The following is a 25,862-nucleotide window of genomic DNA, read 5'->3' on the forward strand; positions in this document are numbered from 1 at the left end:
CCCAAAAAGGCCTTATTGATCTAATTTTCTGAGCAATGGGCGTGCAAACGACTTCTTTTAGCTGCGCCCGCTTGAAAGGAGCGGTTATCCTTGCGCGCCCTTGTACAGCTATTCTTTTTGTACAGCGTTGGGAACTTGTCGGGATCCGTCACTTACTCATGCAAGAGCCCGGCAATTTTGTGCGTCCGGTACCCGCAAACCAATCAATGAGAGCCTCACTATGACCTCCCACCCGTCCATCATTCTTGTTGTCGAAGACGATGCCATCGTGCGCATGTTGATTGTCGATGTGCTGGAGGAGCTGGAGTACACCGTGCTTGAGGCGGACGGCAGCGAGAAAGCGCTCGAATTCCTGAACGATGAAGACCAGTACATCGATTTGATGATGACCGATGTCGGCTTGCCCGTGATGGACGGGCGCGAGCTGGCCACGCAGGCGCGGATGCTGCGCCCTGAGTTGCCGATCCTGTTCGCCAGCGGTTATGCCGAAAACATTGATGTGCCTGAAGGCATGCAGGTGATCGGCAAGCCATTTTCCATCGATCAATTGCGCGACAAGGTCAAAAGCATGGTTTCCCCCCAAAGCGCTGACTAAAGGGCGGTGGACGGAAAAGCACCGAGGCTGTGGTTTAATTACAGCCTTGCTCTCTCTCCGTCTTTTCCCCGCATCAAGGAACGCCCTTACATGATTCAGCCCCGCGCAACCAAAGTCCTGGTCATTGGTTACGTCTGGCCCGAGCCCCGGTCTTCGGCGGCCAGCGGGCATGTGATGCAAATCCTCGATACGTTCTTGCAACAGGGCTGGGACATCACCTTCAGCAGTCCAGCCGGCACCGGCGAACATCGAGCGGACTTGACGGCGTTGGGCATCCGCGAAGTGCCGATCGAGTTGAATAACAGCAGCTTCGATGCGTTTATCAGCGACCTCGCGCCGGACATCGTCCTGTTTGACCAATTCATGATGGAAGAACAGTTCGGTTGGCGGGTAGAGAAGCACTGTCCTGACGCGCTGCGAGTGCTTGAAACATCGGATCTGCAAAGCCTGCGGCACGCTCGTCATCAACGACTCAAAGAACGTTTGAAACACAGTGACGATGCCAATGACTTCAGCGAATTGTTTGCGCCGGCGTTGCGTGAAGAGTTCGAACTGATGGCCGACAGCGATCTGGCCAAACGGGAGATTGCGGCGCTCTACCGGTGTGACGTGAACCTGATGATCTCCGAGGTGGAAATCGAATTGCTGGTCGAGCAGTTCAAGTTGCCACGCAACGTATTGCATTGGTGTCCGCTGATGGTCGATGTGCCGGTTGCGCCGCCGACGGCATTTGCGGACCGGGCGCATTTCTTGAGCATCGGCAACTTTCGTCACGCTCCGAACTGGGATGCGGTGCTCTGGATGAAAACAGCCATCTGGCCGTTGATTCGCGAGCAACTGCCGACGGCTCAGTTGCATATCTACGGTGCCTACACGCCGCCCAAGGCCACCGCGCTGCATAACCCGGCGCAGGGTTTTCATGTCATGAACTGGGCAGAAGATGCGTTACAGGTGATGTCGGCAGCACGTGTGTGCCTGGCGCCGCTTCGCTTCGGTGCAGGCATCAAAGGCAAGATTGTCGACGCCATGTTGTGTGGCACGCCCACCGTGACCACCCCCATCGGTGCCGAAGCGATGCACGGCAATCACCCCTGGCCCGGTGCCGTGGCCCGCACGGCTCGCGAAGTGGCTGACTGTGCGGTGCAGCTGTACAAGGATGAAGCGCTGTGGACGCAAGCCCAATCCCACGGGCAGACATTGCTGGCTGATCGTTATCGACAGTCGGAACATGGCCCGGCGCTTATCGAAAAACTAGTGTATTGCCAACAGCACTTGGCACAACTTAGAAGTCATAACTTCATGGGCAGCATGCTGCGCCATCACCACCACAAAAGTACGCAATACATGGCGCAATGGATTGAGGCCAAAAACAAAGTCCCGATTTAAACTGTGCGTACCGACTTCACATATCTTGCATTACCACTTTGTTGATGAACTCTCTGTTTCTCCTTATAAAGGGTTGGCGAAGTTAGTAACGGATACTACTTCGCCCACACCTATTTAATATTGCAAGGAAGCATTGAATGGACACTATTGTTCAGAATAACTACGCCCGTCACAACTGGATGGCCGCTACGCCGGCCATTGATATATTGTCACTCGCTGAGTTGACACTACCAGGCACTCATAACGCTGGCAGTGACTGGAAGGCATCCTGGCCGCTCATTCCCGGCGCCCATTGGCTGGCCTGCCAGCACGAATCGTTTTATTCCCAGCTGCGCCACGGCTCCCGGGTGCTTGATGTGCGCTTGACCTATGACGCCAGTGCGCAGGGCCTCGGCAAGTTATGCATTCACCACAACGGCTACCGCAACGGGCGTACGTTTGGGCATCTTTTCAACGACGTGGAAAGATTTCTACAAGAAAACCCGAATGAATTCATCATTCTGGACTTTCACGAGTTGAGTGGGGAGGCCTTTGATTTTGACTACTTCAATAAAATGGTGATGCACTTTTTTCGGCATCGCCTGATTCCCAGCCAGAATCACACTTTGAGTCTTGGCCAACTCAAACAACTCAGCGCCAGTCAGCGCATTGTGGTCGCTGCGCCGCGGCACCGGGCAATTGACAGCAACGTGTTCATTCGGCAAATCGAGCATCAATGGTCCGGCATCGCCACCACCAATGTCGCCGAGTTGCAGCAGCACATTACAAAGGTCCTGCGATATCCGCCAGGCACATGGGCGCCGTGGTCCCTTTCGGCGACGAGCTACAGCGCGCTGGGTGGCCCGGTGGATATCCATGACGAACTTAATGCGTGGTTTGATCCGAACAAAAGCGACTGGGCGACCCTGTGCAACATTATCAGCGTCGACTTTATCGAAGAGAGCAATATCGTGTCGTATTGCCGAACTGCAAACCTCAAAAAGGCCGCGAAGCGAGCCAAGTAGTTCGCCGTGCCATCAATGGGCTATTTTTGTGCAGGTATTTCCGTGACTGGCAATGCCGTCGCGCACTTCTATGCTGGGTCATGAATATGGTTCTTACGAGTGTGGGACGCCACCGCACTACACGAACTTCATCGCCCCCAGGGAGGGGGCGAGTCAACGACAAGGATCTGTCATGACCCACAACGCAGGCACCACGCTGGACAAACAAAACTGGATGCGTCACGTACTGGATGTTCATCGGTTGAAACTGACCGAGATTGTCTGGCCCGGTGCGCACAATACTGGCATGGACAAGCAAGCACCCAACTATGACGTGGTGGTCGGCAACTGGACCACCTGCCAGAACGATTCATTTGCCTGGCAATTGGCAAACGGTGCACGGGCATTTGATATCCGCCTCGGTTATACCGAGGGTGCCGACCAGTCGATCTTCTATTTTCATCACAACGGGTACCAGTCCCATCGTGTCCTCGATGAACTGATCACGGCGGTTTTAGCGTTCCTGGATCGTCACCCGGATGAATTCCTGGTGCTGGATTTCCACCAGCTCGGCGACGGGGCCAAACCCTTTGACTATCGAAAATTCAATGCGCTGTTGGTGAGCCGACTCGGACATCGGGTCATACCACCCACCGACGCCCTGAAAACAGTGGGAGAACTCAAGCGCCTCAGCACTCGCCGCAGGGTGGTGTTGGCGGCACCCGCCCAGCCCGATCTGGATCTGGGTTATTTCTGGCCGCGTATCCCGCACAAGTGGATCAACAAGCGGTTCAGCGACACCGATGACCTGAAAACCCACATCTCAAAAACCCTTGAAGACGCACCCTTCGAATCCTTCCTCTGGGCGTTATCGGCGACCAGCTATGCGTTTCTGGGAGGACCTCAAGACATCAAGGCCCAGATCAATGACTGGTTCGATCCCACTCGGGACTGGGTCACTCGCTGCAGCATCATCAATACCGACTTTTTCGATGAGTCAGAGATCGTCCGTTACTGCTGGACAGCCACCAGCATGAACGCCGTCTATGGCAGCGCCCTGCACGATCGGGCGCCGGCCTGACGTCGCAGCGCTACACGCTGGCAATAACTGCTCGGAAAGAGGCATGATCAGGACGCAATGACAATAAAAAGCGCCCAGACATGACCCGAACAGCCAGAGTCACCGACCCCTCCTACGAATTGATGGACGACCACAACGGGTTGTCCATCATCTATCGCCAACATGGATTCCCGTGTCCGTTGGTGCGCTGGCACTTTCACAAGGAGTACGAACTGCACCTGATCGTCGCCAGCTCCGGCAAGGTGTTCATCGGCGACTACATCGGCAATTTCTACCCCGAAAGCCTTTTTCTCACCGGCCCTAACCTGCCACACAACTGGATAAGCCAGGTCGCCGAAGACGAGGTGGTGCCCAAACGCGACATGCTGGTCAACTTCACTGATGAGTTATTCGAAAGCGGTCATCAGGTCTTCGCTGAACTCAAGACCCTCAGCCCGTTGCTTGAGCGCGCGCAATACGGCATCGAGTTTCGCTGCAAACGCACCATTCGCCAGGCCATGACCCTGATGCAGCGCATCGCCGACACCAAAGGCGTGACTCGCCTCGGGCACTTCTTCATCCTGCTGGAATTGCTGGCCGCCTCTGATGATTTTCAATTGCTGTCGGGGGCCACGACACCGCAACTGGCCGATGAGCACAACATCGACCGCACCAACCGGGCGGTGGATTACATCTTTGCCCACTACGCCCGGGAGTTGCCGCTCGAGGAAGTCGCCGCGCATCTGGGCATGAAGCCGACTTATTTCAGCCGGGTGTTCAAGCAGGCTACCGGTCGCTGCTTCATCGAATTCGTCAATCGTCTGCGCATCAGCAAGTCCTGCGAACTGCTGGCCGATGGTGACAAACCGGTGACCGACGTGTGTTTCGAGTCGGGTTTCAACAATATTTCGAACTTCAATCGACGTTTCCAGCAGCTCAAGGGCATGACCCCTTCTCACTATCGGCGGTTGGCGGTACAGCGGTTGACCGAACAAAACATGGGTTAAACCTGTACATATCCGATGCCGTGCCATCACTTGCAGGCTGGCCCCTAAGCCTCCCCCGCCAAACTCCAGTGCAAAATAGTATCGATTCAAGTGCTACGGATGATTTGTCTGATCATCAATTGAAGGCTGTAATCAGCGCACATTCTTCCTGTCATCGGAAGACACAAAAACAATAACTGTCCTTCTGTATCCCTGCGGGTGCAGAAAAGGAGTGCACGATGCAACCTTCTGTAAAAGCTCTGCTAGCCCTCACCTGCATGACCCTCAGCAGCGTCAGTCTCGGCGCTCAGACCCTGACCATCGCCACCGTCAACAACAGCGACATGATCCGCATGCAAAAGCTCTCGAAGACCTTCGAGGCCGAGCACCCGGACATCAAGCTCAATTGGGTGGTGCTGGAAGAAAACGTCCTGCGCCAACGCCTGACCACCGACATCGCCACTCAGGGCGGGCAGTTCGACGTGCTGACCATCGGCATGTACGAAGCCGCACTCTGGGGGGCAAAGGGTTGGCTGGAGCCGATGAAGGACTTGCCCGCCTCCTACGCCCTGGACGACGTTTTTCCTTCAGTGCGTGAAGGCCTGTCGGTCAAGGGTTCGCTCTACGCCCTGCCGTTCTACGCAGAAAGCTCGATCACCTATTACCGCACCGACCTGTTCAAGGACGCCGGGCTGACCATGCCTGAGCATCCGACCTGGGAACAGATCGGCGAATTCGCCAGCAAACTGACCAACAAGGACAAGGAACAGTACGGCATCTGCCTGCGCGGCAAGGCCGGCTGGGGCGAGAACATGGCGCTGATCACCACGGTCGCCAACGCCTATGGCGCACGCTGGTTCGATGAGAAGTGGCAACCTGAATTCACCGGTCCAGAGTGGAAAAACGCGCTGAACTTCTACGTCGAGACCATGAAGAAATCTGGCCCGCCGGGGGCTTCCAGCAACGGTTTCAACGAAAACCTGGCGCTGTTCAACAGCGGCAAGTGCGCGATCTGGGTGGATGCCAGCGTCGCCGGTTCCTTTGTGACCGACAAGACCCAGAGCAAGGTAAGCGACCACGTCGGCTTCACCTATGCGCCGCACCAGACCACCGATAAAGGTTCGGCTTGGCTCTACTCCTGGGCGCTGGCGATCCCGACCAGTTCCAAGGCCAAGGACGCAGCTAAAACCTTCAGCGCCTGGGCAACGTCCAAGGAATACGGGGCATTGGTGGCGGAAAAAGACGGCATTGCCAACGTGCCGCCCGGCACTCGGGCCTCGACGTACAGCGAGGCGTACATGAGCGCCGCGCCGTTTGCCAAGGTCACGCTGGAATCGCTGAAAACCGCGGACCCAAGCAAACCGACGCTCAAACCTGTGCCTTACATCGGCATCCAGTTGGTGACCATTCCTGAGTTTCAGGGCATCGGTACGCAGGTCGGCAAGTCGTTCTCGGCAGCGTTGATTGGCCAGACCACGGTCGACCAAGCCCTGGCCGCCGCCCAGACCTCCACCGAACGTGAGATGAAGCGCGCCGGTTATCCCAAGTAGCCGCCACTCAACCTGTGGGAGCGAGCCTGCTCGCGATAGCGGTAGTCAAGCCATCAGCGATGCGCCGGATGTACCGGCCCTATCGCCAGCAGGCTGGCTCCCACAGTCGAACTTCGTTTGCCTGTTCATCATCGGTTGTGATCACCATGAATACTTCAACTGCCAAAGCTCACATGGACATTCCCCAGCCAGTGCGTAAAAGCCGGCTGACCAATCCCGGCTGGTTTCTGGTCAGCCCTTCGGTGGCCTTGTTGCTGCTGTGGATGATCGTGCCGCTGGGCATGACTGTCTATTTCTCGATGATCCGCTACAACCTGCTCAACCCCGGCGAGAACGAGTTTGTCGGGCTTGAGAACTTCACCTATTTCCTGACCGACTCGGGTTTCCTGCCCGGCGCCACCAACACCCTGTTACTGGTGGGCAGCGTGCTGCTGATCAGCGTGGTGTTCGGCGTCTTGATCAGTGCGTTGCTGGAGGCCAGCGAGTTTCTCGGTCGCGGCATCGTGCGGGTCATGTTGATCTCGCCGTTTTTCATCATGCCCACGGTCGGTGCGCTGATCTGGAAGAACCTGATTTTCCACCCGGTCTCGGGGATTCTCGCCTACGTTTGGAAGCTGTTCGGCGCCCAGCCGGTGGACTGGCTGGCGCATTACCCGTTGCTGTCGATCATCATCATCGTGTCCTGGCAATGGCTGCCCTTTGCGATCCTGATCCTGATGACCGCCATGCAGTCCCTCGACCAGGAGCAGAAGGAAGCCGCACGCCTCGATGGCGCCGGCCCCATCGCGATCTTCTGGCACCTGACGCTGCCGCACCTGGCCCGGCCGATTGCGGTGGTGGTGATGATCGAAACCATCTTCCTGCTCTCGGTGTTCGCCGAAATCTTCACCACCACCAACGGCGGCCCCGGCTACGCCTCGACCAACCTGGCGTACCTGATCTACAACCAGGCGCTGGTGCAGTTCGACGTCGGCATGGCGTCCGCCGGCGGCTTGATCGCGGTGGTGATTGCCAACATCGCGGCCATCGTGCTGGTGCGCATGATCGGCAAAAACCTGACAGACAAAGCCTGAGGCCTGCGCCATGACTCTTCAACAATCCCGTCGCCTGCAAAGCCTGCTGCTGGGTACGCTGGCCTGGGCCATCGCGATCCTGATTTTCTTCCCGATCTTCTGGATGGTGCTGACCAGTTTCAAAACCGAAATCGACGCCTTCGCCACGCCACCGCAATTCATCTTCACGCCGACGCTGGAGAACTACCTGCACATCAACGAGCGCAGCGACTACTTCAGCTTCGCCTGGAACTCGGTGGTGATTTCCTTCAGCGCCACGGCCCTGTGTCTGCTGATCGCGGTGCCGGCGGCCTACTCGATGGCGTTCTACGAAACCCAGCGCACCAAAGGCACGCTGTTGTGGATGCTCTCCACCAAGATGCTGCCGCCGGTGGGCGTGCTGATGCCGATCTACCTGCTGGCCAAGAGCTTCGGCCTGCTGGATACACGCATCGCCCTGATCGTGATCTACACGCTGATCAACCTGCCGATCGTGGTCTGGATGATTTACACCTACTTCAAGGACATTCCCAAGGACATCCTCGAGGCCGCGCGTCTCGATGGCGCCACGCTGTGGCAGGAAATGGTCCGGGTGCTGCTGCCGATCGCCAAGGGTGGTCTGGCGTCCACGGTCTTGCTGTCGTTGATCCTGTGCTGGAACGAGGCGTTCTGGTCGCTGAACCTGACCTCCTCGAAAGCCGCGCCGCTCACCGCATTGATCGCCTCGTACTCAAGCCCCGAAGGGTTGTTCTGGGCCAAGTTGTCGGCAGTGTCGACGCTGGCCTGCGCGCCGATCCTGATTTTCGGCTGGATCAGCCAGAAACAATTGGTCCGCGGCCTGTCGTTCGGCGCCGTGAAATAGCCCTCACAGAATAAGCACAAAAGGAGCGCCACCATGGCCAATCTGAAAATCAAGAATCTGCAAAAAGGCTTCGAAGGCTTTTCCATCATCAAAGGCATCGACCTGGAAGTGAATGACAAGGAATTCGTGGTCTTCGTCGGCCCTTCGGGCTGCGGCAAATCGACGTTGCTGCGCCTGATTGCCGGCCTGGAAGAAGTCAGTGGCGGCACCATCGAACTCGATGGCCGCGACATCACCGAGGTCAGCCCGGCCAAGCGTGACCTAGCCATGGTGTTCCAGACCTACGCCTTGTACCCGCACATGACCGTGAAAAAGAACATGTCGTTCGCCCTCGACCTGGCGGGCGTACCGAAAGCCGAAGTGGAAAAGAAAGTCGGCGAGGCGGCACGCATTCTTGAACTGGGGCCAATGCTGGAACGCAAGCCCAAGCAACTGTCCGGCGGCCAACGCCAGCGCGTGGCCATCGGCCGGGCGATTGTGCGCAACCCGAAAATCTTTTTGTTCGACGAACCCCTGTCCAACCTCGACGCCGCCCTGCGCGTGCAGATGCGTCTGGAACTGTTGCGCCTGCACAAAGAACTGAAAGCCACGATGATCTACGTGACCCACGATCAGGTGGAAGCCATGACCATGGCCGACAAAGTCGTCGTGCTCAATGGCGGCAAAGTCGAACAAGTCGGTTCGCCGCTGGACCTGTATCACCAGCCCGCCAACCTGTTTGTCGCCGGGTTCCTCGGCACTCCGAAAATGGGTTTCCTCAAGGGCAAAGTCACCCGCGTCGAAAGCCAAAGCTGCGAAGTGCAGCTGGACGCCGGCACCCGTATCAGCCTGCCATTGAGCAGCGCCAACCTGAGTGTCGGCAGCGCGGTGACGCTGGGCATCCGCCCGGAACACCTGGAACTGGCGCAACCCGGCGATTGCACCCTGCAAGTCACCGCCGACGTCAGCGAACGCCTGGGCAGCGACACCTTCTGCCATGTCGTGACCGCCTCCGGCGAAGCCTTGACCATGCGTGTTCGCGGCGATCTGGCCAGCCGTTATGGCGAAACATTGAGCCTGCACCTGGACGCCGAACACTGCCATTTATTCGATGCTGACGGTGTGGCGCTGACCCGCCCACTACGCGCAGCAGCCTGATTTCAGAGAGACTTTGATGAAACTCAATAAACAGAACCTGCACCGCCTCGCCCCCGAGGTGCTCCTGCCCGCCTACGCCCTGAGCGACACGCGCCAAGGCATTGCCCACATCGGCGTCGGCGGATTTCACCGCGCCCATCAGGCGTATTACACCGACGCCTTGATGAATACGGGCGAAGGCCTGGACTGGGCAATTTGCGGCGTCGGCCTGCGCCCTGAAGACCGCCGCGCCCGGGACGATCTGAAGGAGCAGGATTACCTCTTCACCCTGTTCGAGCTGGGCGATACCGACGACACCGAAGTCCGGGTCATTGGCGCAATTCGCGACATGTTGCTCGCCGAGGACGGTGCAGCCGCGCTGATCGACAAACTTGCCAGCCCTGAGATTCGCATCGTCTCGCTGACCATCACCGAGGGCGGCTATTGCATCGACGACAGCAACGGCGAGTTCATGGCGCACTTGCCACAGATTCAGCACGATCTGGCTCATCCCGATTCCCCCAGCACCGTGTTCGGTTTTCTCTGCGCGGCGCTGGCCAAACGTCGCGCCGCCGGCACGCCTGCGTTCACCCTGATGTCGTGCGATAACCTGCCGCACAACGGCGCAGTCGCCCGCAAAGCCTTGCTCGCCTTCGCGTCTTTGCGCGATGCCGACCTGCGCGATTGGATCGACCGCCATGTCAGCTTCCCCAATGCCATGGTCGATCGCATCACGCCGATGACCAGCACCCAACATCGCCTGCAACTGGCCGACAAACACGCGGTCGACGATGCCTGGCCGGTGGTGTGCGAACCCTTTGTTCAATGGGTACTGGAAGACAAATTCGTCAATGGCCGACCGGCCTGGGAAAAGGTCGGGGTGCAGTTCACCGACGACGTTACGCCTTACGAAGAGATGAAAATCAAACTGCTCAACGGCAGTCACCTGGCGCTGACCTACCTGGGTTTCTTGAAGGGTTATCGTTTTGTCCACGAGACCATGAATGACCCGCTGTTTGTGCGTTACATGCGCGCCTACATGGACCTGGACGTCACCCCGCAACTGCCGTCCGTGCGGGGGATTGATCTGACTGACTACAAGAACACCCTGGTCGAGCGCTTTTCCAATCAGGCAATTGCCGATCAACTGGAGCGCGTGTGCTCGGACGGCTCCTCGAAGTTTCCCAAGTTCACCGTGCCGACGATCAACCGTCTGATCGCCGATGGTCGCGAGACCAAGCGGGCTGCGCTGGTGGTGGCGGCCTGGGCGCTGTACTTGAAAGGCGTGGACGAGAATGGCGACACTTATTCGATTCCAGACCCACGGGCGGAATTCTGTCAGGCGTTGGTGGCCGATGATGCGTTGATCACCCAGCGGTTGCTGGGCGTCGAGGAGATTTTCGGCACGGCGATTGCGCATTCGCCGGAGTTTGTGGCGGCGTTCGAATGGTGCTGCAACAGCTTGCGGGATGTGGGTGTGACGCGGACTTTGGAGCGGGTGCTGGCTGACTGATCGTTCCCACGCTCTGCGTGGGAATGCAGCCCGGGACGCTCCGCGTCCCATCCAAAAGCGGACGCAGAGCGTCCATTGAGGCATTCCCACGCGAAGCGTGGGAACGATCTGTATGGGGGATTCATGGCAAACCAACAACTATTCCTCGGCATCGACTGCGGCACCCAGGGCACCAAGGCCATCATCCTCGACGCAAGCAGCGGCAAGGTCCTCGGTCAGGGCGCCGCTGCGCACACCTTGATCAGCGGCGCCAACGGTCGTCGTGAACAAGACACGAATCAATGGCTTGAAGCGTTCGCGTCGGCCACCCGCCGTGCCCTGCTCGCCGCCAACGTCGATGGCCAGGACATTCTCGGCATCGGCGTATCCGGCCAGCAACACGGGCTGGTCCTGCTCGACGATCAAGGCCAGGTGCTGCGCCCCGCCAAGCTCTGGTGCGACACCGAATCCGCGCCGGAAAACGACCGTCTGCTGGCGCAACTCGGCGGCGAAAAAGGTTCGCTGGAACGCCTCGGTGTGGTCATCGCGCCGGGCTACACCGTTTCCAAACTCCTGTGGACCCAGGAACAGCACCCGGATTTGTTCGCCAGAATCGCTCGCATCCTGCTGCCCCACGACTACCTGAATTACTGGCTCACCGGCCGCAGTTGCAGCGAGTACGGCGATGCGTCCGGCACCGGTTATTTCAACGTGCGCACCCGACAGTGGGATGTGCAGCTACTGCGCGACATCGACCCGACCGGACGCCTGCAAGCCGCGTTGCCAGAACTGATCGAGGCGCATGAAGCGGTCGGCACGATCCTGCCGGGCATCGCCGAACACCTGGGCATCAACCCGCAGGCACTGGTCTCCAGCGGCGGTGGCGACAACATGATGGGCGCCATCGGCACCGGCAACATCAAGCCCGGAGCCATCACCATGAGCCTGGGTTCTTCGGGAACGGTGTACGCCTATGCCGACCAACCGAAAGTCAGCCCGGATGCCTCGGTCGCCACCTTCTGCTCCTCCAGCGGCGGCTGGCTGCCATTGATCTGCACCATGAACCTGACCAACGCCACGGGGGTCATTCGCGACTTGTTCGACCTCGATATCGAACGCTTCAACGATTTGGTCGAACAAGCGCCCATCGGTGCCGAAGGCGTGTGCATGCTGCCGTTCCTCAATGGCGAACGCGTCCCCGCCCTGCCCCATGCCACCGGCAGCCTGCTGGGCTTGACCATGACCAACCTGACCCAGGCCAATTTGTGTCGTGCTGTCGTCGAAGGCACCACCTTCGGTTTGCGTTATGGACTGGACCTGCTGCGCCAGAATGGCTTACAAAGCCTGCGCATTTGCCTGATTGGCGGCGGCTCGAAAAGTGCGGTGTGGCGCCAGATCGTCGCCGACATCATGAACACCCCGGTCATCTGCACCGAACAAAGCGAAGCCGCCGCCCTCGGCGCAGCGATTCAGGCGGCGTGGTGCTTGTCCTGGGCAAACGGCCACGAGGACAGCCTGGCTGACCTTTGCGCACGTTGCGTGAAGCTCGACCCGTCCAGTGAAACCCTGCCGATTGCCAACAACGTGATGGCCTTTCAGCAGGCCTATGAGCGCTATCAACAGCATGTCGCAACCCTTTAAAGAGCGAACAACTATGTATCTGGTGTGTGGCGAAGCGCTGTTCGACTTCTTCAGCGAAGACGATGCCAGCGGCCTGGCTTCAAAAGTAAATTTCAAGGCAATTGCCGGCGGCTCGCCTTTCAACGTGGCAGTCGGCTTGCGACGGTTGGGCGTGGACGCGGCGCTGTTTGCCGGGTTGTCGACCGACTATCTGGGCCGACGTTTGCAGCAGGTTTTGCAGGATGAAGGCGTGCGCCCGGACTATCTGGTGGATTTCGCCGCGCCAACCACGCTGGCGATGGTTGCCGTCGGTGCCAATGGCTCGCCGCATTACAGTTTTCGCGGTGAAGGGTGCGCCGATCGGCAGCTTAAAGCCGAGCACCTGCCGAAGCTGGGGTCTGACGTGCGCGGTTTGCACATCGGCTCGTTTTCGCTGGTGGTGCAGCCGATTGGCGATACCTTACTGACGCTGGTGCAGCGCGAAAGCGGCAAACGCCTGATCAGCCTTGATCCGAACGTGCGGCTCAATCCTGAGCCGAACATCGAGCTCTGGCGTTCGCGGGTTGCCACGCTGGTGGAGCTGGCTGACCTGATCAAAGTCAGCGATGAAGACTTGAGCCTGTTGTATCCCGAGCAGGATCCGCAGCGAGTGATTGAAGGCTGGCTGCAGCATCGCTGTCAGTTGGTGTTCCTGACCCGTGGCGGCGAAGGCGCGACAGTGTTCAGCAAGGGGCATGGCTCGTGGTCGGTGCCGGCGTGTGCGGTAAAGATCGCCGACACCGTGGGCGCTGGCGATACCTTTCAGGCCGCGCTGATTACCTGGCTGACGGAGCAGCAACTGGATTCGGTTGAAGGTGTGGAATCGCTTGAGCGCGTACAAATCGACGGGATGTTGAAGTTTGCGGTGCAAGCGGCGGCGCTGACGTGCAGCAAGACCGGGCCGGATTTGCCGTATCGCCACCAGCTAACCTGACTGATCGCTGATCGATCGTTCCCACGCTCTGCGTGGGAATGCAGCCCGAGACGCTCCGCGTCCCTTTTACGAATTGGAACGCGGAGCGTCCCTTGAGGCATTCCCACGCAGAGCGTGGGAACGATCGGTTAGAGCAGCGAAAAGTTGTAACTCACAATCAACCGGGTCTCATCCACATCCCGGGCGAACTTCTCGTAGTTGGTCCGGTACGTCGCGTTTCGCAAGCGCAGGCTGACATCCTTGAAAGCCCCGCTCTGCACCACATACTTGAGCTCGCTGTCGCGCTCCCACTCCTTCCCTTCCTGATCACTGCCCAACACCTTGATGTGATCACCGTTCACATAACGGGTGAGGAAGCTCAGTCCGTTGATGCCGATTGCCTTGAAGTCATAGTCGTAACGTAACTGCCACGAACGCTCCTGCGCCGCCGCGAAATCGTTGACCTGCACGTAGTTGACCAGGTACGGATTGGTCCCATCCAGATACGGCATCGAGTTGTCGCCATTCATGCGCTGCCAACCGGCGCTGAACGTGTGACCACTGATGGCATAAGCAAGCATGCCGCTTAGCGCACGGTTATCGATAGAACCGGCCTTGGCATCGCCGCTGTCGGCACTCTTGAGCACGCGCATGTCCGCTTTCAGGACGCCATCGCCCAATGGCTGGTTGGCCAGCAATCCCACGAAATGCTGACGATAGATGTCTTCCAGTTCGGCGTAGTGATACTGGGCGGTCAGGCGCTCGTTGATCTTGTAGTCGAAGCCGTACATGTCGAAACGATCGGCGGTGATATTGCAGGCATAGCGCTTGTTCTTGCAGTGAACGCGAATGTCCTGCCCATCGGTGGAATCGCGCGCGGTGTATTGGTCCAGGCGCGCCGCCATGAAAGTCAGGTCCTTGACCTCTCTGGAGGTCAGCATTGCGCCGTTGAACATTGTCGGCAGCAATCGACCGTCGTTGTACTTGAGCAACGGAACATCCGGCAACAGCGCGCCGTACTTCAAGACGCTCTGGGACACACGCACTTTGGCGGTCAACCCGAGTTTCGCGTACTGATCCTCGGAACCGCGGGGGTCCTGCCCCGTGGACGGCAGCAAACCGCTGCCGCTGCTGTCGGGGCTGGAATCGAGCTTGAGCCCGAGCATGCCCAATGCATCCACGCCGAAACCGACGGTGCCTTCGGTGTAACCCGATTGAAGATTGAGAATAAAGCCCTGAGCCGACTCATCGCGCTTCGAAGCGCCCTGCTCGGTGGACGTATGCCCGTCGCGAAAGTCGCGATTGAAATACACCGTGCGCGATTCGATGTTCGCCTTGGTGTCGTCGATGAAACCGCTCGCCTGAGCCTGGGCAATAAAACCGGCGCACAGGACTAAAGCGCCGAAGCCCGAAGACTGGCGCGCGGTGATAAAAGGAAATGGGGGACGCATGAAAAAAAGCTCCAACAGTGCAGCGTTTGCGCAAGGCGCAATAAGCCAAAGAAATAGCGTTCGCCCCGGACATGTAAATGACCAGGGTGAAGCGGACACACGGGGGTGATCGACAATGATGGCAGAAGGCTTTCAGCGGCTACAGGCGACTTTAGTCTGAAAATGACTGTCAGTTTCTGGCTGCCACGAACGAGTGGCGCAAAGGTGATTAACGAGGGATACAGCCACAACCCCCGTATTCATTGGCCGAAACCTACTCTCTAGGGGTTTTCCCGATGGTTGCAAGCCCCGGCGCCTACGGCATTTGCGCCTTGAACGGGGCGGTTTAATGCTGCACCATCCGCACCTGCTTATTCAAAGGACGGAATTAAAGGCATGCTGGACGCGAACGCTACCCATATTTCCCTGACGCTGGAAGGCGTTTCCGTTGACCTGCAAGTGCTCAGCTTCGTCGGTCGCGAAACCCTCAATCAGCCGTTCTGTTTCGACATTGAACTGGTCAGCGCCCGCCCCGACCTGAAACTCGAAGAGTTGCTGCACAAGCCTGGCTGCCTGACCTTCGGCGCCACCGGCGAAGGCACCATCCACGGTCTGGTGTATCGCATCGAACAAGGCGATTCCGGCAAAAGCCTGACGCGCTACAGCATCAGCCTGGTGCCGCAACTGGCTTACCTGCGTCACAACCATGACCAGCAAATCTTCCAGCATCTCAGTGTGCCGAAGATCATTGCCCAGGTGCTTGAAGCACGCGGCATTCTGTCTGACGCGTACAGCTTCCAGCTCGGCGCGATCTACCCCGAACGCGATTACTGCGTGCAGTACGACGAATCCGACCTGCATTTCATCCAGCGCCTGTGCGAAGAGGAAGGCATTCACTTCCACTTCCAACACAGTGCCAGCGGTCACAAATTGGTGTTCGGCGATGACCAGACGGTTTTCCGCAAACTCGCGCCCGTGACCTACCAGCAAGACTCCGGCATGGCCGCGACAAAACCGGTAATCAAGCGCTTCAACCTGCGCCTGGAAACCCGCACCACCCGCGTCAGCCGCCGCGATTACGACTTCGAAAAACCCGGCATCCTGCCCGAAGGCGCCGCCAAAAGCGCCTTCGCTCCGGACCTGGAAGACTATGACTATCCCGGCCGATTCACCGACCGCGCGCGTGGCAAACAACTGGCGACCCGAGCCCTGGAACGCCACCGCAGCGACTACCAACTGGCCGAAGGCAAAAGCGACGAGCCCACCCTGGTCAGCGGCCACTTCATGGCCCTGAGCGAACACCCGCGCGCCGAGTGGAACGACCTCTGGTTGCTGCTTGAAGTGGTGCACGAAGGCAAGCAACCGCAAGTGCTTGGCAAAAACGTCACCAGCGACGTCACCGATAACAAAGACGATTTCCATCAGGGCTACCGCAACCGCTTCCTCGCCACCCCGTGGGAAGCGCACTTCCGCCCTGCCCTCGAACACCCCAAACCGAAAGTCCTGGGCAGCCAGACCTCCATCGTCACCGGCCCGCCCGGCGAAGAAATCCACTGCGATGAATACGGCCGCGTCAAAGTGCAATTTCACTGGGACCGCGACGGCCAGGCCAACGACAACACCAGTTGCTGGCTGCGCGTCGCCACCGGCTGGGCCGGCAGCGCCTACGGCGGCATCGCCATCCCGCGCGTCGGCATGGAAGTGCTCGTCACCTTCCTCGAAGGCGACCCCGACCAACCACTGGTCACCGGCTGCCTGTTCCACAAGGAAAACGTCGTCCCTTACGACCTCCCCGCCAACAAGACCCGCAGCACCTTCAAAACCCTGAGTTCGCCAGGTGGCAACGGTTACAACGAGTTTCGTATCGAAGATAAAAAAGGTGCGGAACAGATCTACCTGCACGCCCAGCGCGACTGGGATGAAAACATCGAGCATGACCAGAAGATTCGTGTCGGCAATGAACGCCACGACACCGTTGAGGCCAATGTTTTCAGCGAGTTCAAGGTTGAAGAGCATCGTATTACGCAGCTTGACCGCAAGACTGAAGCGCGGGCGGATGATCACCTGACTGTGGCGGCGACCCAACATGTGAAGGTCGGCACGGCGCAGTTTGTCGAGGCGGGTCAGGAGATCCATTACCACGCCGGCGAGAAGGTGGTGGTTGAGGGAGGGATGGAACTGACGGCCAAGGCCGGGGGGAGTTTCGTCAAGGTGGATGCGGGGGGCGTGACGATCAGTGGGGGTGAGGTGAAGGTGAATACCGGGGGCTCGCCTGGGGTGGGGACGCCTGCTGCGCCGTTGTTGCCGGGGCCAATGAAAGCGGCAGATGCGGATAGAGCGGGCAAAGTCCCGACCCCGTTGCCCAAACGCTTGAATGAATCCGGCATCACCCCTTTGTGCGGCAAACAGAGTAACGGCGCTTGCAGCCGTAAGGATTGCACATGCATGTAAAAGCGTTGAACGCCCTCCTCGCCGAACCCCGTCATGCGTTCGAGCAACTTCCAAGAGAATCATCCAGCCAGGCGCTGTGTTTCATCATCGACCGCACTCGCCAGCCAGAAGCCATGAGCCGCCTCTACCGGGTCGGCGAGCCAATGAATTCTCAAGGGTTGTTCATCAGCACCGATTTCGCCGAGATCGCCGCTGACGGCCCCTTGTGGCTCACCGCGCCTTGGGGCAGCCGACTGGCAGTCGAAGCCGCAGCGCTTTGCGCAGAAAACTTTGCCGGTATCGCCCTGACCACTGACGACCCGGTCAAGGCCTTGGCCCATGCACGCTGGTTGCTACGCGCCAATGACGGTTCCGGTGGCCAAAGCCTGCTGAGCTATCACAAGCCAAGCCTGTGGGCTGCACTGGCCTACTCCGCCGGCGAAACCGCCCACCAGCTCTTCGGCCCGTGGCAACACGTATACACCCCTGCCTCAACCCATTTCGGAGCCCGCAACGGCAACTGGTTGAGCTGGCGCCCAGTCTCGGAACTCAAATGGCTGGGCGACGTCTCGGCATTCAACCTGCCGGAAGATGCGCCGAAGATCCAAGAGCGACTGGGTTGGGTCTACTGGGTCGATGAGCAATACGCCGCATTCGGCGAACCGACTGACGAAGAGCTGCCCAACATCGCGACAAACCTTGATGTATTGGTCGCTCACAACATCTACGAAGGCCGACATTTGCTCAAACTGGCCGACATCGCCAACGGCCCGCTGCTCGAAACGCAGCCCCAGGCCATGGCCATCCTGCAATCCAGGGAAGAGTCGTTCATCAAGGTTGAACAGCTGAACCAACTCGCCACCAGCGCCGCCTGATGAACCCGTCCGCGTAACGAATGAATGGAAGCATTTATGGAATCCAATACCAGTACTACACCTGACACCTCAACGGCACCTGCTGCACCAGCAGCAGAAGAAACCTGTGCGAAGCCACCACGGGACATCGGCGAGCAGCCCGACGCTCCAGATGAAACGCCAGGCTCGCATGACAAAGTAAAAACGCCGTGTTCAACAACCTACGGAAGCGCGATTTATGACACTGAGAACGAGTCATTCTGGCTGCTTCCAGATCGCACAACCTCGGCACTCAAAGAAGCGGCTAATGATTTGGATCAAAAGGTCAGCACGAGCAAATCACCCGAGGAACGTAAAAAAGGCCTTTACAGCACCGGTTTGCTTGAATACTTCCTCGAACCCAAGTTGGGTAACTTTCTCGCGGGCGAGCAGCAAGCGCGAATGCTCGAGATTGAAGCGCAATACCCTAGCATCAGTGATCTCGATGCTACGTTGCTAGAGGCGCAGCAGCAGAGAAAGGCTGCAACAGCGCCTGCCCCGACTCCCTCGACGCCGCTCACCCGACTTGAACAAGATGACATCAAAAAGTCCGAGTGGATGGCCGCGCAACAAGACGCAACGCGGGTGCGCGGAATTCATAGTGAATGGCAAACGTTGAAGCGCGTTGCCATCGCCGCCGCCAAAGAAAAGGGCTACGCCTACGAAAGTGGAAATCTGTACTCGCCCGAAGCCATTGCGGCTCGCGAGGGCGTGCAGAAATACCTCAAAGCTCGAGAAACCTTACTCAAAGAAAAAGACCTGGCCACTTTAGGCTCCGCTGAACTTGCGCCATTGCTGGCTGCAGACAAAAAGCGGCTAGACGATGTCGCGACTTGCGGGACGAATAACCAACTCCCTCTGTGTACTTACGTACGCGACCAGGAAACACAGCGCTTAAAAAGAAAAGCGATCTATGTCGCTTACCTTGATTCCATTACCCATGTTGCTCAATACGGAATCGCGTTACCCGAATTCGCCCTGATTCCTGCAACCGGCGCTTCGGTCGAAGGTGGTGTCGACTTGTTCAAGCAATACTTGGCGCTTGAGAAGAAGCAAACAGAAGTCAACGAACGCCTCAGCACAAAATATAAAGGCTGGATCGAAGCTAGCGGCCGGCAAGCCAAAGCTCCGGCAAACCTTGTTTCCCTCGAGCGTGCCGAATGGGACCGTTTGCAGGCAGAAAAAGAAAAGTTGCGGCTACAGGCTGAGAAGAACATGGAAACCGCGCCCGTTCGACGGCACCTTTTGTGGGAGCCGGAGCAATTCCAAGCCAAGCCAATGGATCGGCTCGTCAAGGATGGTTTTCCGCTGCATGAAATGAGCATGTTGGACGATCTGAAGAAACCACTGACTTACCTCAGTATGTATTCGCTTCCAAGACTTCAAAAAACACTCAAAGACGACTGGAAAAAGGTCGGCGCCAAGGTCAAAGACCTTAAAAAGCGTCCAGGCGACAGCACTGGAAAAGCGGCCACCGACAGTGAACTTAATTTGTTCGGCCAATGGCTAGAGCAGGAAGGCGCACTGCGAATCAAGGACCAGGAAAGTGACTGGTTTTCTGCTGAAGGCTGGTTCGAGATTGAAAAGTTCTACAGTTTCCTGCAAGCCAAAAAGTACGAAGTCAGCGGCCTTGAAAGTGCGAGTTCCCGTAAAGAATGGGGCGTACGCTTGCAGCAAGTTCTGTTCAAAGACAATGTGCGCAAGACTTTCCGCATATTCGATATCAGCCCACAGGCGCAACTGGTTCGCTGCCTGACGTCGTCGTCGTCGTCCAAGGACATCATCCACAGATCAACCAAGGTCGAAGGCCCCGCTTTTACCGTAGCGGAAGGATTTAAAGCTTCGGCCAAAGCGTCATTCGGCGTCGACCTCGCCCGTGGCGAAGTCGAACTGTTCAAAGTCGATCTACCGGAACGCAGCAAAGCCAAAGAAATCACATTCACCTATCTGGACGCTAGTAGCGTCCAGCAAACCCTCAATCTAGGCCGGTTTTCGTTGTATCTCGGCGCCAAGGCCTGGGGTTATGCCGGTGCTTCCCTGCTGCTTTCCTCCGAGATAGCACTGGATGTTGGCAACGCCGGATTCCATTTGGCCCCGCCTGAACCCGTGGTCCGTACCGGAGACAAGCGCGACTTCGCTCAGACGCAAACCAGCAACCAAATCAAAGGAGCCCCCACCAACCTGCAAGTGCAGAATGGAGGCAAAGCGGCATTCAATTTGTTCGCAGGTTTGCAATCAGGGATCATGGTTACCGGCGCCTTGAACTGGGCCCCTCCTTCCGAAGTCGCGCTGCTACAAAGGGCACCCTCACCCGGGTCTAAAGGCTCGATGAAAGCCAACGAGTGGTTCAGCCTCGCCCGTTTGACCGCTGAACTAAACGTGGCGGCGGGTTTGGGCGCCAAGGGCGAAGCGAGTATTTCGCTGTATGATGGCCGCTTGATTCTGGTGCTGAAGGCTTCGTTGGTAGCGGGGCCAGGTGTGGGCGGCGCTTTCAAGTTCGAAGTGGGTTACGACGCGGTGACAGAGTTGATCAACCTGTTTCGGCGAGAGCTTTATAAAAACAAGCAGAATCCATTTATTATGGTGGATGACAAGGCATTTACCTTGATGTCCAATTTAAATACTTTGGCTGTATGTGGTTTTGATGTGGGCATGGTGTATTTGCTTGGGATTGACATGGTGATGTCGATCTATGAATCGTTAACTGCCACGGGCAAAGGTGGACCGATTGCGGATGCTATTATTTATTATGGGAACCAAGCGGAATTAGAGGAATGGTGCGTTAACGCAATCCCGGGAGCGTTGGGCCCACTACTCATGACTTTAATAAGCCCTGCAGACGAATTCAGTATTATCAGTACCAATTCGTCGGACGACAAAGCAGAACGCAAATACGACAAAAACCAAGCGCACCTAATTCAACAAAGAGCAATTGAGCGTATTCTTAGATGGATATTAGATAACGCAAAAAAACAGAATACCGTCGATAAAGCCCAGAGCCAGTTCGAGGAGATCTGCATGCGCATGAATCGCTTTGGATTAAAGCCAGCAAATGAAACGCAACTTTATTGCGAAAATCGACTGGCGCTTGACAACTTTATGTCAGATGCAGTTCTAAGACTTGCCGATCCAGAAAACGACAAAATGCGTACTCGATATGCCCAACATGTGAAATTATTAGGCGCAATTAGTGATAATTACTGCCAACGCAGCCAATTTTATGGCCGAACATATTTACCCGCCGGTAGAGCCGAGTACATTGGTCCAGGCCAGTAGAAACTGAGGACAACACATGCGCCAAAAACTCACACTCGCTACTGCAATTTTTTCCCTGCTTTTTTCTTGCCAATTGCTTGCAAAACCTACGGCTGAATTGACTGCAGCCAAACAAACGGGAATAGCTCTTTACAATCAATACAAGATGGCGCCTGCAATACAGTATTTGACGATAGCCGCAAAAGGAGGGGATGCGGAATCTCAGTATTATTTAGCCGAATCAATTAGAAATACAAAACGTTACATGACTGAGGAGGCGCAACAATGGTACGAGGAATCAGCAAACCAAAATAACATTTATGCAATGATACAGCTCGGACGAAGTGGTGATAATCTCTGTATCAATATGGGCAACTGCCCTAAAAGTACAAAAACACCGGCGCAATGGTTGAAAGGCGCGCTAGATTTGACGAAACCTGCTGCTGAAAGTGGTGATCCCGAAGCGATGTACTTAATGTATGAACTAACGCTTAAGGACGAATGGCTGGAGAAATCTGCAAATTCTGGACATGCATTAGCTCAATACTGGATGGCAATTGGAACCAGGCAAGGGGACGGCTTCTTCTTACCGTGGAAGCGGCATGAGGCAGTCGGAAATTGGCTGAAACTATCTGCAGAAGGAGGCTACCCTCCTGCAATGATGGAGTACGCTGCGTTTATTTATGAGGATCAAGGCGATTTGGCGGTGGCACGTCATTGGATTATCGAAGCAGCCCAAAAAGGGTACAAGTCAGGAATCAGTAGTTACGGCGCATATTCGGCGCATTCACCATCACTTTACGACTTCCCATTAGATAGGATTAAAGGTTATGCGTTGACCTCATTGCTATCTGAACTTGACGGCGGTGGAGATGTACAGGTCTACGTAAATGAAACCCTGCCGGAAATCGCCGAAAAAATGACATCTGAAGAAATTTCAGAAGCTAACGAATTTGCAAAAAACTGGAAAGCGACTCATCCACCTTTGTCATTTTTTCCTGATAAATTGAGTCGCTAACATAAATGAGTATCCACTTAGTATGCGCGCTATTAATTACTGTGCTTTCAAGTAGCGCACTCGCGCAACTATCCCCAAAAGAACAAGCAGCAAAAGTTCGAGGGCTAATCCTCTACAATCAATACAAAACTGTTACTGCCACCCCCTTCCTGACCGTTGCCGCTGAAGCTGGGGATTACGAAGCACAATATTTTCTAGCAGAATCATTGAGAACAAAAAACCACTACATGACCACCGAAGCCAGACATTGGTATGAAGCTGCTGCTCAAGGTGACCTGTATGCCATGATCCAACTCGGCCGCAGCAAAAATGATATTTGCGACCTGAAAAATGATTGCCCCAAAGATAAAAAGAAACCGGTTGAGTGGTTAAATGAAGCCCGAGATTTAGCAAAACCCAAAGCAGAAGCAGGAGACGCCGAAGCTATGTACATCATGTACGAGCTTACGCTAGAAAAAAACTGGCTTGCAAAATCAGCCTCGGCCGGTTTTGCGCTTGCACAATATTGGATGGCCGTGGGCTACAAGCAAGGTGATGAATTTCTTCTACCATGGAAGCGCACAGAAGCAATTGAAAAATGGTTCAAAGCCTCTGCAGAGGGCGGATATCCAAAATCGATGATGGAATATGCGGCGATCTTGTACGAAAAGGGAGATATGGATGGTTTTCGCCATTGGAATGAACAAGCAGCATTGGCAGGCTACGCATCTACAGTTTATGGCTATGGATCCGATTTAGCTCATGAACCAGACAAATATGGCTTTCCATTCGACATAATTAAAGGCTATGCACTTGTATACTCTTTGAGAGAACTCGACGGCGGTGGCGGGATTCAGGCCAGAGTCGAAAGCAAACTCCCAAAAATTGCGGCAAAGATGACACCCGAACAGATAATTGAAGCTAAAGAGTTCGCTCAGAAATGGAAGATTACTCATCCTCCGCTTTCATTTTTCCCTGATAAGCTGAGTCGTTAAACGCGGTGAAAAATTTATTTTTATGGGGCCTATTAGCACTGACATTTTTAGCTAGCGCGCAAACTCAACTAACACCTGAACCAAACACAGCCAAGACAAAAGGAATAGTACTTTACAATCAATACAAAACAGTTACTGCCACCCCCTTCCTGACCGTTGCCGCTGAAGCCGGAGACTACGAAGCACAATATTATCTAGCCGAGACGTTAAGAAAAAATAACCGTCATATGACGCCTGAGGCTCAAAAGTGGTACGAGGCCGCAGCAAACCAAGGTGACTTCTATGCGATGATCCAACTGGGTAGAAGTGACGATGACATGTGTAAAGTTATGGAAAACTGTCCGGACACGAAAAAAAAACCGATTGAATGGTTAAATCAAGCGCAGCGTTTAGCCAAGCCTAAAGCCGAGCAAGGCGACTCTGAGGCCATGTTCATAATGTATCAACTTACAATAGATCAAGACTGGTTAGAGAAATCTGCAAACGCCGGTCACGCTATTGCGCAGTACTGGATGGCAATCGGGGAACAAGAAGGGAGTGGCGTTTTTCTCCTGCCCTGGAAGCGTTCAGAATCTATAGCCAAGTGGCTAAAAGCTTCTTCTGAAGGCGGTTACCCTAAGGCAATGATGGCTTACGTTGCAGTCCTGTACAAAGAAGGCGACATGGACGGGGTCCGTCATTGGCTGGAAGAAGCAGCAAAGACTGGAGAGCAGAATGCTGTAAGTACCTATGGGGCTTATTTGACCCACACTCCTGACAGGGTCGGTTACCCCCTGGATTTAGTAAAAGGTTACGGACTCATCTCTCTTTTGAAGGAGCTTGATGGCGGAGGCAGCGCTCAGGTTTACCTTGAAGAAAAGTTACCTGAAATAGCAGCCAAAATGACTCCGGAGCAAATCACAGAAGCTGATGAGTTTACAAAAAAATGGAAGGCCACTCACCCGCCGCTATCGTTTTTTCCTGACAAGCTGAGTCGTTAAACACAGTGAAAATTTCATTTTTATCGGGGGCTATTGGTTCTTGGGATTAAGCATGAAATAGATCAACATCTCTCCATAAAAAATCCAGCGCCGACGGGTGCTGGATTTTTTTTGAGTTTCAGATATCAGACCGGCGCCTTCCACCCCATCATCCGCTGCTGAGCCACCTGCAACAGGTCAAAACCATCCTGAGTCAGCAAGTAAACCGCATGCGTAATGTGTGGAATGTCTTGAACATCGCCGTGCTTGAAGCATTGGCAGTGGAGCGTTTCGAGTAGCTGGCTGGAGGCTCGGATGCGCTGTAGTGCGGCTTCGAGAATGTCTTGGGGATTGGCTTCTGTGTCGATCAACAAAGGACTTGAGTCGGTGACGCCGCTGTTGATTGAACGATAGCGATCTGGGAACGGATTTAGCGTTGGCATAGTAAGTTACTCGTCTGTTTTGAAGTAACCGCCGCACCGTGACCAAACGATGGGAGGCGGACTGTATACAGGCTTGGTCAACCGAGAACAGCAACTCAGCTCGCCCGAAGGCGTCCTGCACACAGCCGCCACAATAATGCGCCATAGGACGTAGATGTCCGTAAGGCGAACCATGGCACACATATGTGCACTGTTCTCGCAGGTGACCAAACCCGATCGCTGATTTTGCAGCGAGCCCAAACACTACCCGCCCACCCCATCAGGCGAAAGTCGACAAGTCATCTGACCGTGTAGGACCAAGCCGAACATCCCGTAGATCGTTTCCCACATGAAACTTCTGACAGAAACGCCTCACGACAGACGGCGTTCAGCCGGGTTAACCATCGCTTAACCCCGCGGTCCAAAACTTTACTGGACCGCACGCCCTCAGAGCCCTCTGACGCCCAGTGCGGCAGGTTCGACGCCAATCCGTCGAGCTGACTTAACGTCTGCACGGGAGATCGTCACATGAACATCCGCACACTGCTGGTTACTTCTGCCCTCGCCTGCACCGCGTTCACCGGGCTGGCCCAGGCCAATGACACTTCCTCCTCGCAAGCCGTGCCCTACCACTACGGCATGCCGCTGAATATCAAGAAGGTCGTTGCCTTGACGGAGCCCAAGACAGAGGAGTGCAAAGTGATAACCGCTGACATGAAGTACATCGATACATCAGGCAAGCCTGAAGAAATCAGCTACCGAAAACTTTCCGACGCTTGCAGTTATCAGAACTGACTGAAAAGTCTGATTTAAAACTTTGCGGTATT

At 56.0% G+C, this 25,862-nt stretch carries 21 protein-coding genes; 19 read left to right on the top strand and 2 right to left on the bottom strand.

Annotation, left to right across the window (positions count from 1 at the left end):
- The first annotated feature begins 220 nt into the window (after nt 1-220).
- The 12 genes from HNR03_RS26920 to HNR03_RS26975 all read left to right on the top strand — a co-directional run bounded on the left by HNR03_RS26920 (nt 221) and on the right by HNR03_RS26975 (nt 13,675).
- Nucleotides 221-595, top strand: coding sequence for a response regulator (locus tag HNR03_RS26920; RefSeq protein ID WP_259157088.1), 375 nt, complete (start codon nt 221-223; stop codon nt 593-595).
- 90 nt (nt 596-685) lie between these two features.
- Nucleotides 686-1,981 carry a glycosyltransferase gene (locus HNR03_RS26925; RefSeq protein WP_259157089.1) on the top strand — a complete coding sequence of 432 codons (1,296 nt, stop codon included), beginning with the start codon at nt 686-688 and terminating at the stop codon, nt 1,979-1,981.
- Between the two features lie 137 nt (nt 1,982-2,118).
- On the top strand, nt 2,119-2,985 hold the full coding sequence (locus tag HNR03_RS26930) for a phospholipase (protein WP_259157090.1): 867 nt from the start codon (nt 2,119-2,121) through the stop codon (nt 2,983-2,985).
- Between the two features lie 172 nt (nt 2,986-3,157).
- A complete protein-coding gene (locus tag HNR03_RS26935) occupies nt 3,158-4,045 on the top strand; it encodes a phospholipase (protein WP_259157091.1) in 888 nt (295 codons plus the stop codon).
- A gap of 80 nt (nt 4,046-4,125) precedes the next feature.
- Entirely contained in the window at nt 4,126-5,031 is a 906-nt protein-coding gene (locus HNR03_RS26940) for an AraC family transcriptional regulator (RefSeq protein ID WP_259157092.1), read from the top strand.
- A gap of 218 nt (nt 5,032-5,249) precedes the next feature.
- Nucleotides 5,250-6,560, top strand: a complete 1,311-nt coding sequence (locus HNR03_RS26945) for a sugar ABC transporter substrate-binding protein (RefSeq protein ID WP_259157093.1) — start codon at nt 5,250-5,252, stop codon at nt 6,558-6,560.
- 146 nt (nt 6,561-6,706) lie between these two features.
- Entirely contained in the window at nt 6,707-7,633 is a 927-nt protein-coding gene (locus tag HNR03_RS26950; protein WP_405046094.1) for a carbohydrate ABC transporter permease, read from the top strand.
- A gap of 10 nt (nt 7,634-7,643) precedes the next feature.
- Nucleotides 7,644-8,474, top strand: coding sequence for a carbohydrate ABC transporter permease (locus HNR03_RS26955; protein WP_007936731.1), 831 nt, complete (start codon nt 7,644-7,646; stop codon nt 8,472-8,474).
- A gap of 33 nt (nt 8,475-8,507) precedes the next feature.
- Nucleotides 8,508-9,611, top strand: a complete 1,104-nt coding sequence (locus HNR03_RS26960; RefSeq protein WP_259157094.1) for an ABC transporter ATP-binding protein — start codon at nt 8,508-8,510, stop codon at nt 9,609-9,611.
- Between the two features lie 16 nt (nt 9,612-9,627).
- On the top strand, nt 9,628-11,103 hold the full coding sequence (locus tag HNR03_RS26965; protein ID WP_259157095.1) for a mannitol dehydrogenase family protein: 1,476 nt from the start codon (nt 9,628-9,630) through the stop codon (nt 11,101-11,103).
- 123 nt (nt 11,104-11,226) lie between these two features.
- Nucleotides 11,227-12,723, top strand: coding sequence for a xylulokinase (gene xylB / locus HNR03_RS26970; RefSeq protein ID WP_259157096.1), 1,497 nt, complete (start codon nt 11,227-11,229; stop codon nt 12,721-12,723).
- Between the two features lie 13 nt (nt 12,724-12,736).
- The gene (locus HNR03_RS26975) at nt 12,737-13,675 is read left to right on the top strand and encodes a carbohydrate kinase (RefSeq protein WP_259157097.1); all 939 of its coding nucleotides are present in this window, start codon (nt 12,737-12,739) and stop codon (nt 13,673-13,675) included.
- 128 nt (nt 13,676-13,803) lie between these two features.
- On the opposite strand, the gene HNR03_RS26980 is transcribed toward HNR03_RS26975, so the two are convergent.
- A complete protein-coding gene (locus HNR03_RS26980; RefSeq protein WP_259157098.1) occupies nt 13,804-15,105 on the bottom strand; it encodes an OprD family porin in 1,302 nt (433 codons plus the stop codon).
- A gap of 375 nt (nt 15,106-15,480) precedes the next feature.
- Here HNR03_RS26980 and HNR03_RS26985 point away from each other — a divergent pair, with 375 nt between their 5' ends.
- From HNR03_RS26985 to HNR03_RS27010, 6 genes are read left to right on the top strand one after another with little or no spacing between them, the layout of a single operon-like run.
- The gene (locus HNR03_RS26985) at nt 15,481-17,535 is read left to right on the top strand and encodes a type VI secretion system tip protein VgrG (RefSeq protein ID WP_259157099.1); all 2,055 of its coding nucleotides are present in this window, start codon (nt 15,481-15,483) and stop codon (nt 17,533-17,535) included.
- Nucleotides 17,526-18,389 carry a DUF4123 domain-containing protein gene (locus HNR03_RS26990; protein ID WP_259157100.1) on the top strand — a complete coding sequence of 288 codons (864 nt, stop codon included), beginning with the start codon at nt 17,526-17,528 and terminating at the stop codon, nt 18,387-18,389. The genes HNR03_RS26985 and HNR03_RS26990 overlap by 10 nt, the downstream gene beginning before the upstream one ends.
- Before the next feature lie 36 nt (nt 18,390-18,425).
- A complete protein-coding gene (locus HNR03_RS26995; protein WP_259157101.1) occupies nt 18,426-21,683 on the top strand; it encodes a hypothetical protein in 3,258 nt (1,085 codons plus the stop codon).
- Nucleotides 21,684-21,699: 16 nt separating this feature from the next.
- On the top strand, nt 21,700-22,680 hold the full coding sequence (locus tag HNR03_RS27000) for a tetratricopeptide repeat protein (RefSeq protein ID WP_259157102.1): 981 nt from the start codon (nt 21,700-21,702) through the stop codon (nt 22,678-22,680).
- Nucleotides 22,681-22,685: 5 nt separating this feature from the next.
- Nucleotides 22,686-23,654, top strand: a complete 969-nt coding sequence (locus HNR03_RS27005) for a tetratricopeptide repeat protein (protein ID WP_259157103.1) — start codon at nt 22,686-22,688, stop codon at nt 23,652-23,654.
- Between the two features lie 5 nt (nt 23,655-23,659).
- Complete coding sequence (locus tag HNR03_RS27010; RefSeq protein ID WP_259157104.1) at nt 23,660-24,634, top strand: tetratricopeptide repeat protein; 975 nt, start codon at nt 23,660-23,662, stop codon at nt 24,632-24,634.
- A gap of 125 nt (nt 24,635-24,759) precedes the next feature.
- Here HNR03_RS27010 and HNR03_RS27015 read toward each other — a convergent pair whose 3' ends face one another.
- Nucleotides 24,760-25,056, bottom strand: a complete 297-nt coding sequence (locus HNR03_RS27015; protein WP_208668412.1) for a hypothetical protein — start codon at nt 25,054-25,056, stop codon at nt 24,760-24,762.
- Between the two features lie 507 nt (nt 25,057-25,563).
- Between HNR03_RS27015 and HNR03_RS27020 the strand changes: the two genes are divergently transcribed.
- A complete protein-coding gene (locus tag HNR03_RS27020) occupies nt 25,564-25,830 on the top strand; it encodes a DUF2790 domain-containing protein (RefSeq protein WP_259157105.1) in 267 nt (88 codons plus the stop codon).
- The last annotated feature ends 32 nt before the right edge of the window (nt 25,831-25,862 follow it).

This window comes from Pseudomonas sp. JAI111 (assembly GCF_024809425.1).
Taxonomy (GTDB): Bacteria; Pseudomonadota; Gammaproteobacteria; order Pseudomonadales; family Pseudomonadaceae; genus Aquipseudomonas.

Coding starts and splice junctions, on each gene's coding strand:
- HNR03_RS26925 (WP_259157089.1), top strand. CDS start 686: ATGATTCAGCCCCGCGCAACCAAAGTCCTGGTCATTGGTTACGTCTGG.
- HNR03_RS26960 (WP_259157094.1), top strand. CDS start 8,508: ATGGCCAATCTGAAAATCAAGAATCTGCAAAAAGGCTTCGAAGGCTTT.
- HNR03_RS26980 (WP_259157098.1), bottom strand. CDS start 15,105: ATGCGTCCCCCATTTCCTTTTATCACCGCGCGCCAGTCTTCGGGCTTC.
- HNR03_RS27005 (WP_259157103.1), top strand. CDS start 22,686: ATGAGTATCCACTTAGTATGCGCGCTATTAATTACTGTGCTTTCAAGT.
- HNR03_RS26950 (WP_405046094.1), top strand. CDS start 6,707: ATGAATACTTCAACTGCCAAAGCTCACATGGACATTCCCCAGCCAGTG.
- HNR03_RS26975 (WP_259157097.1), top strand. CDS start 12,737: ATGTATCTGGTGTGTGGCGAAGCGCTGTTCGACTTCTTCAGCGAAGAC.
- HNR03_RS26955 (WP_007936731.1), top strand. CDS start 7,644: ATGACTCTTCAACAATCCCGTCGCCTGCAAAGCCTGCTGCTGGGTACG.
- HNR03_RS27015 (WP_208668412.1), bottom strand. CDS start 25,056: ATGCCAACGCTAAATCCGTTCCCAGATCGCTATCGTTCAATCAACAGC.
- HNR03_RS26990 (WP_259157100.1), top strand. CDS start 17,526: ATGCATGTAAAAGCGTTGAACGCCCTCCTCGCCGAACCCCGTCATGCG.
- HNR03_RS26945 (WP_259157093.1), top strand. CDS start 5,250: ATGCAACCTTCTGTAAAAGCTCTGCTAGCCCTCACCTGCATGACCCTC.
- HNR03_RS27020 (WP_259157105.1), top strand. CDS start 25,564: ATGAACATCCGCACACTGCTGGTTACTTCTGCCCTCGCCTGCACCGCG.
- HNR03_RS26940 (WP_259157092.1), top strand. CDS start 4,126: ATGACCCGAACAGCCAGAGTCACCGACCCCTCCTACGAATTGATGGAC.
- HNR03_RS26930 (WP_259157090.1), top strand. CDS start 2,119: ATGGACACTATTGTTCAGAATAACTACGCCCGTCACAACTGGATGGCC.
- HNR03_RS26995 (WP_259157101.1), top strand. CDS start 18,426: ATGGAATCCAATACCAGTACTACACCTGACACCTCAACGGCACCTGCT.
- xylB (WP_259157096.1), top strand. CDS start 11,227: ATGGCAAACCAACAACTATTCCTCGGCATCGACTGCGGCACCCAGGGC.
- HNR03_RS26920 (WP_259157088.1), top strand. CDS start 221: ATGACCTCCCACCCGTCCATCATTCTTGTTGTCGAAGACGATGCCATC.
- HNR03_RS26965 (WP_259157095.1), top strand. CDS start 9,628: ATGAAACTCAATAAACAGAACCTGCACCGCCTCGCCCCCGAGGTGCTC.
- HNR03_RS26935 (WP_259157091.1), top strand. CDS start 3,158: ATGACCCACAACGCAGGCACCACGCTGGACAAACAAAACTGGATGCGT.
- HNR03_RS26985 (WP_259157099.1), top strand. CDS start 15,481: ATGCTGGACGCGAACGCTACCCATATTTCCCTGACGCTGGAAGGCGTT.
- HNR03_RS27000 (WP_259157102.1), top strand. CDS start 21,700: ATGCGCCAAAAACTCACACTCGCTACTGCAATTTTTTCCCTGCTTTTT.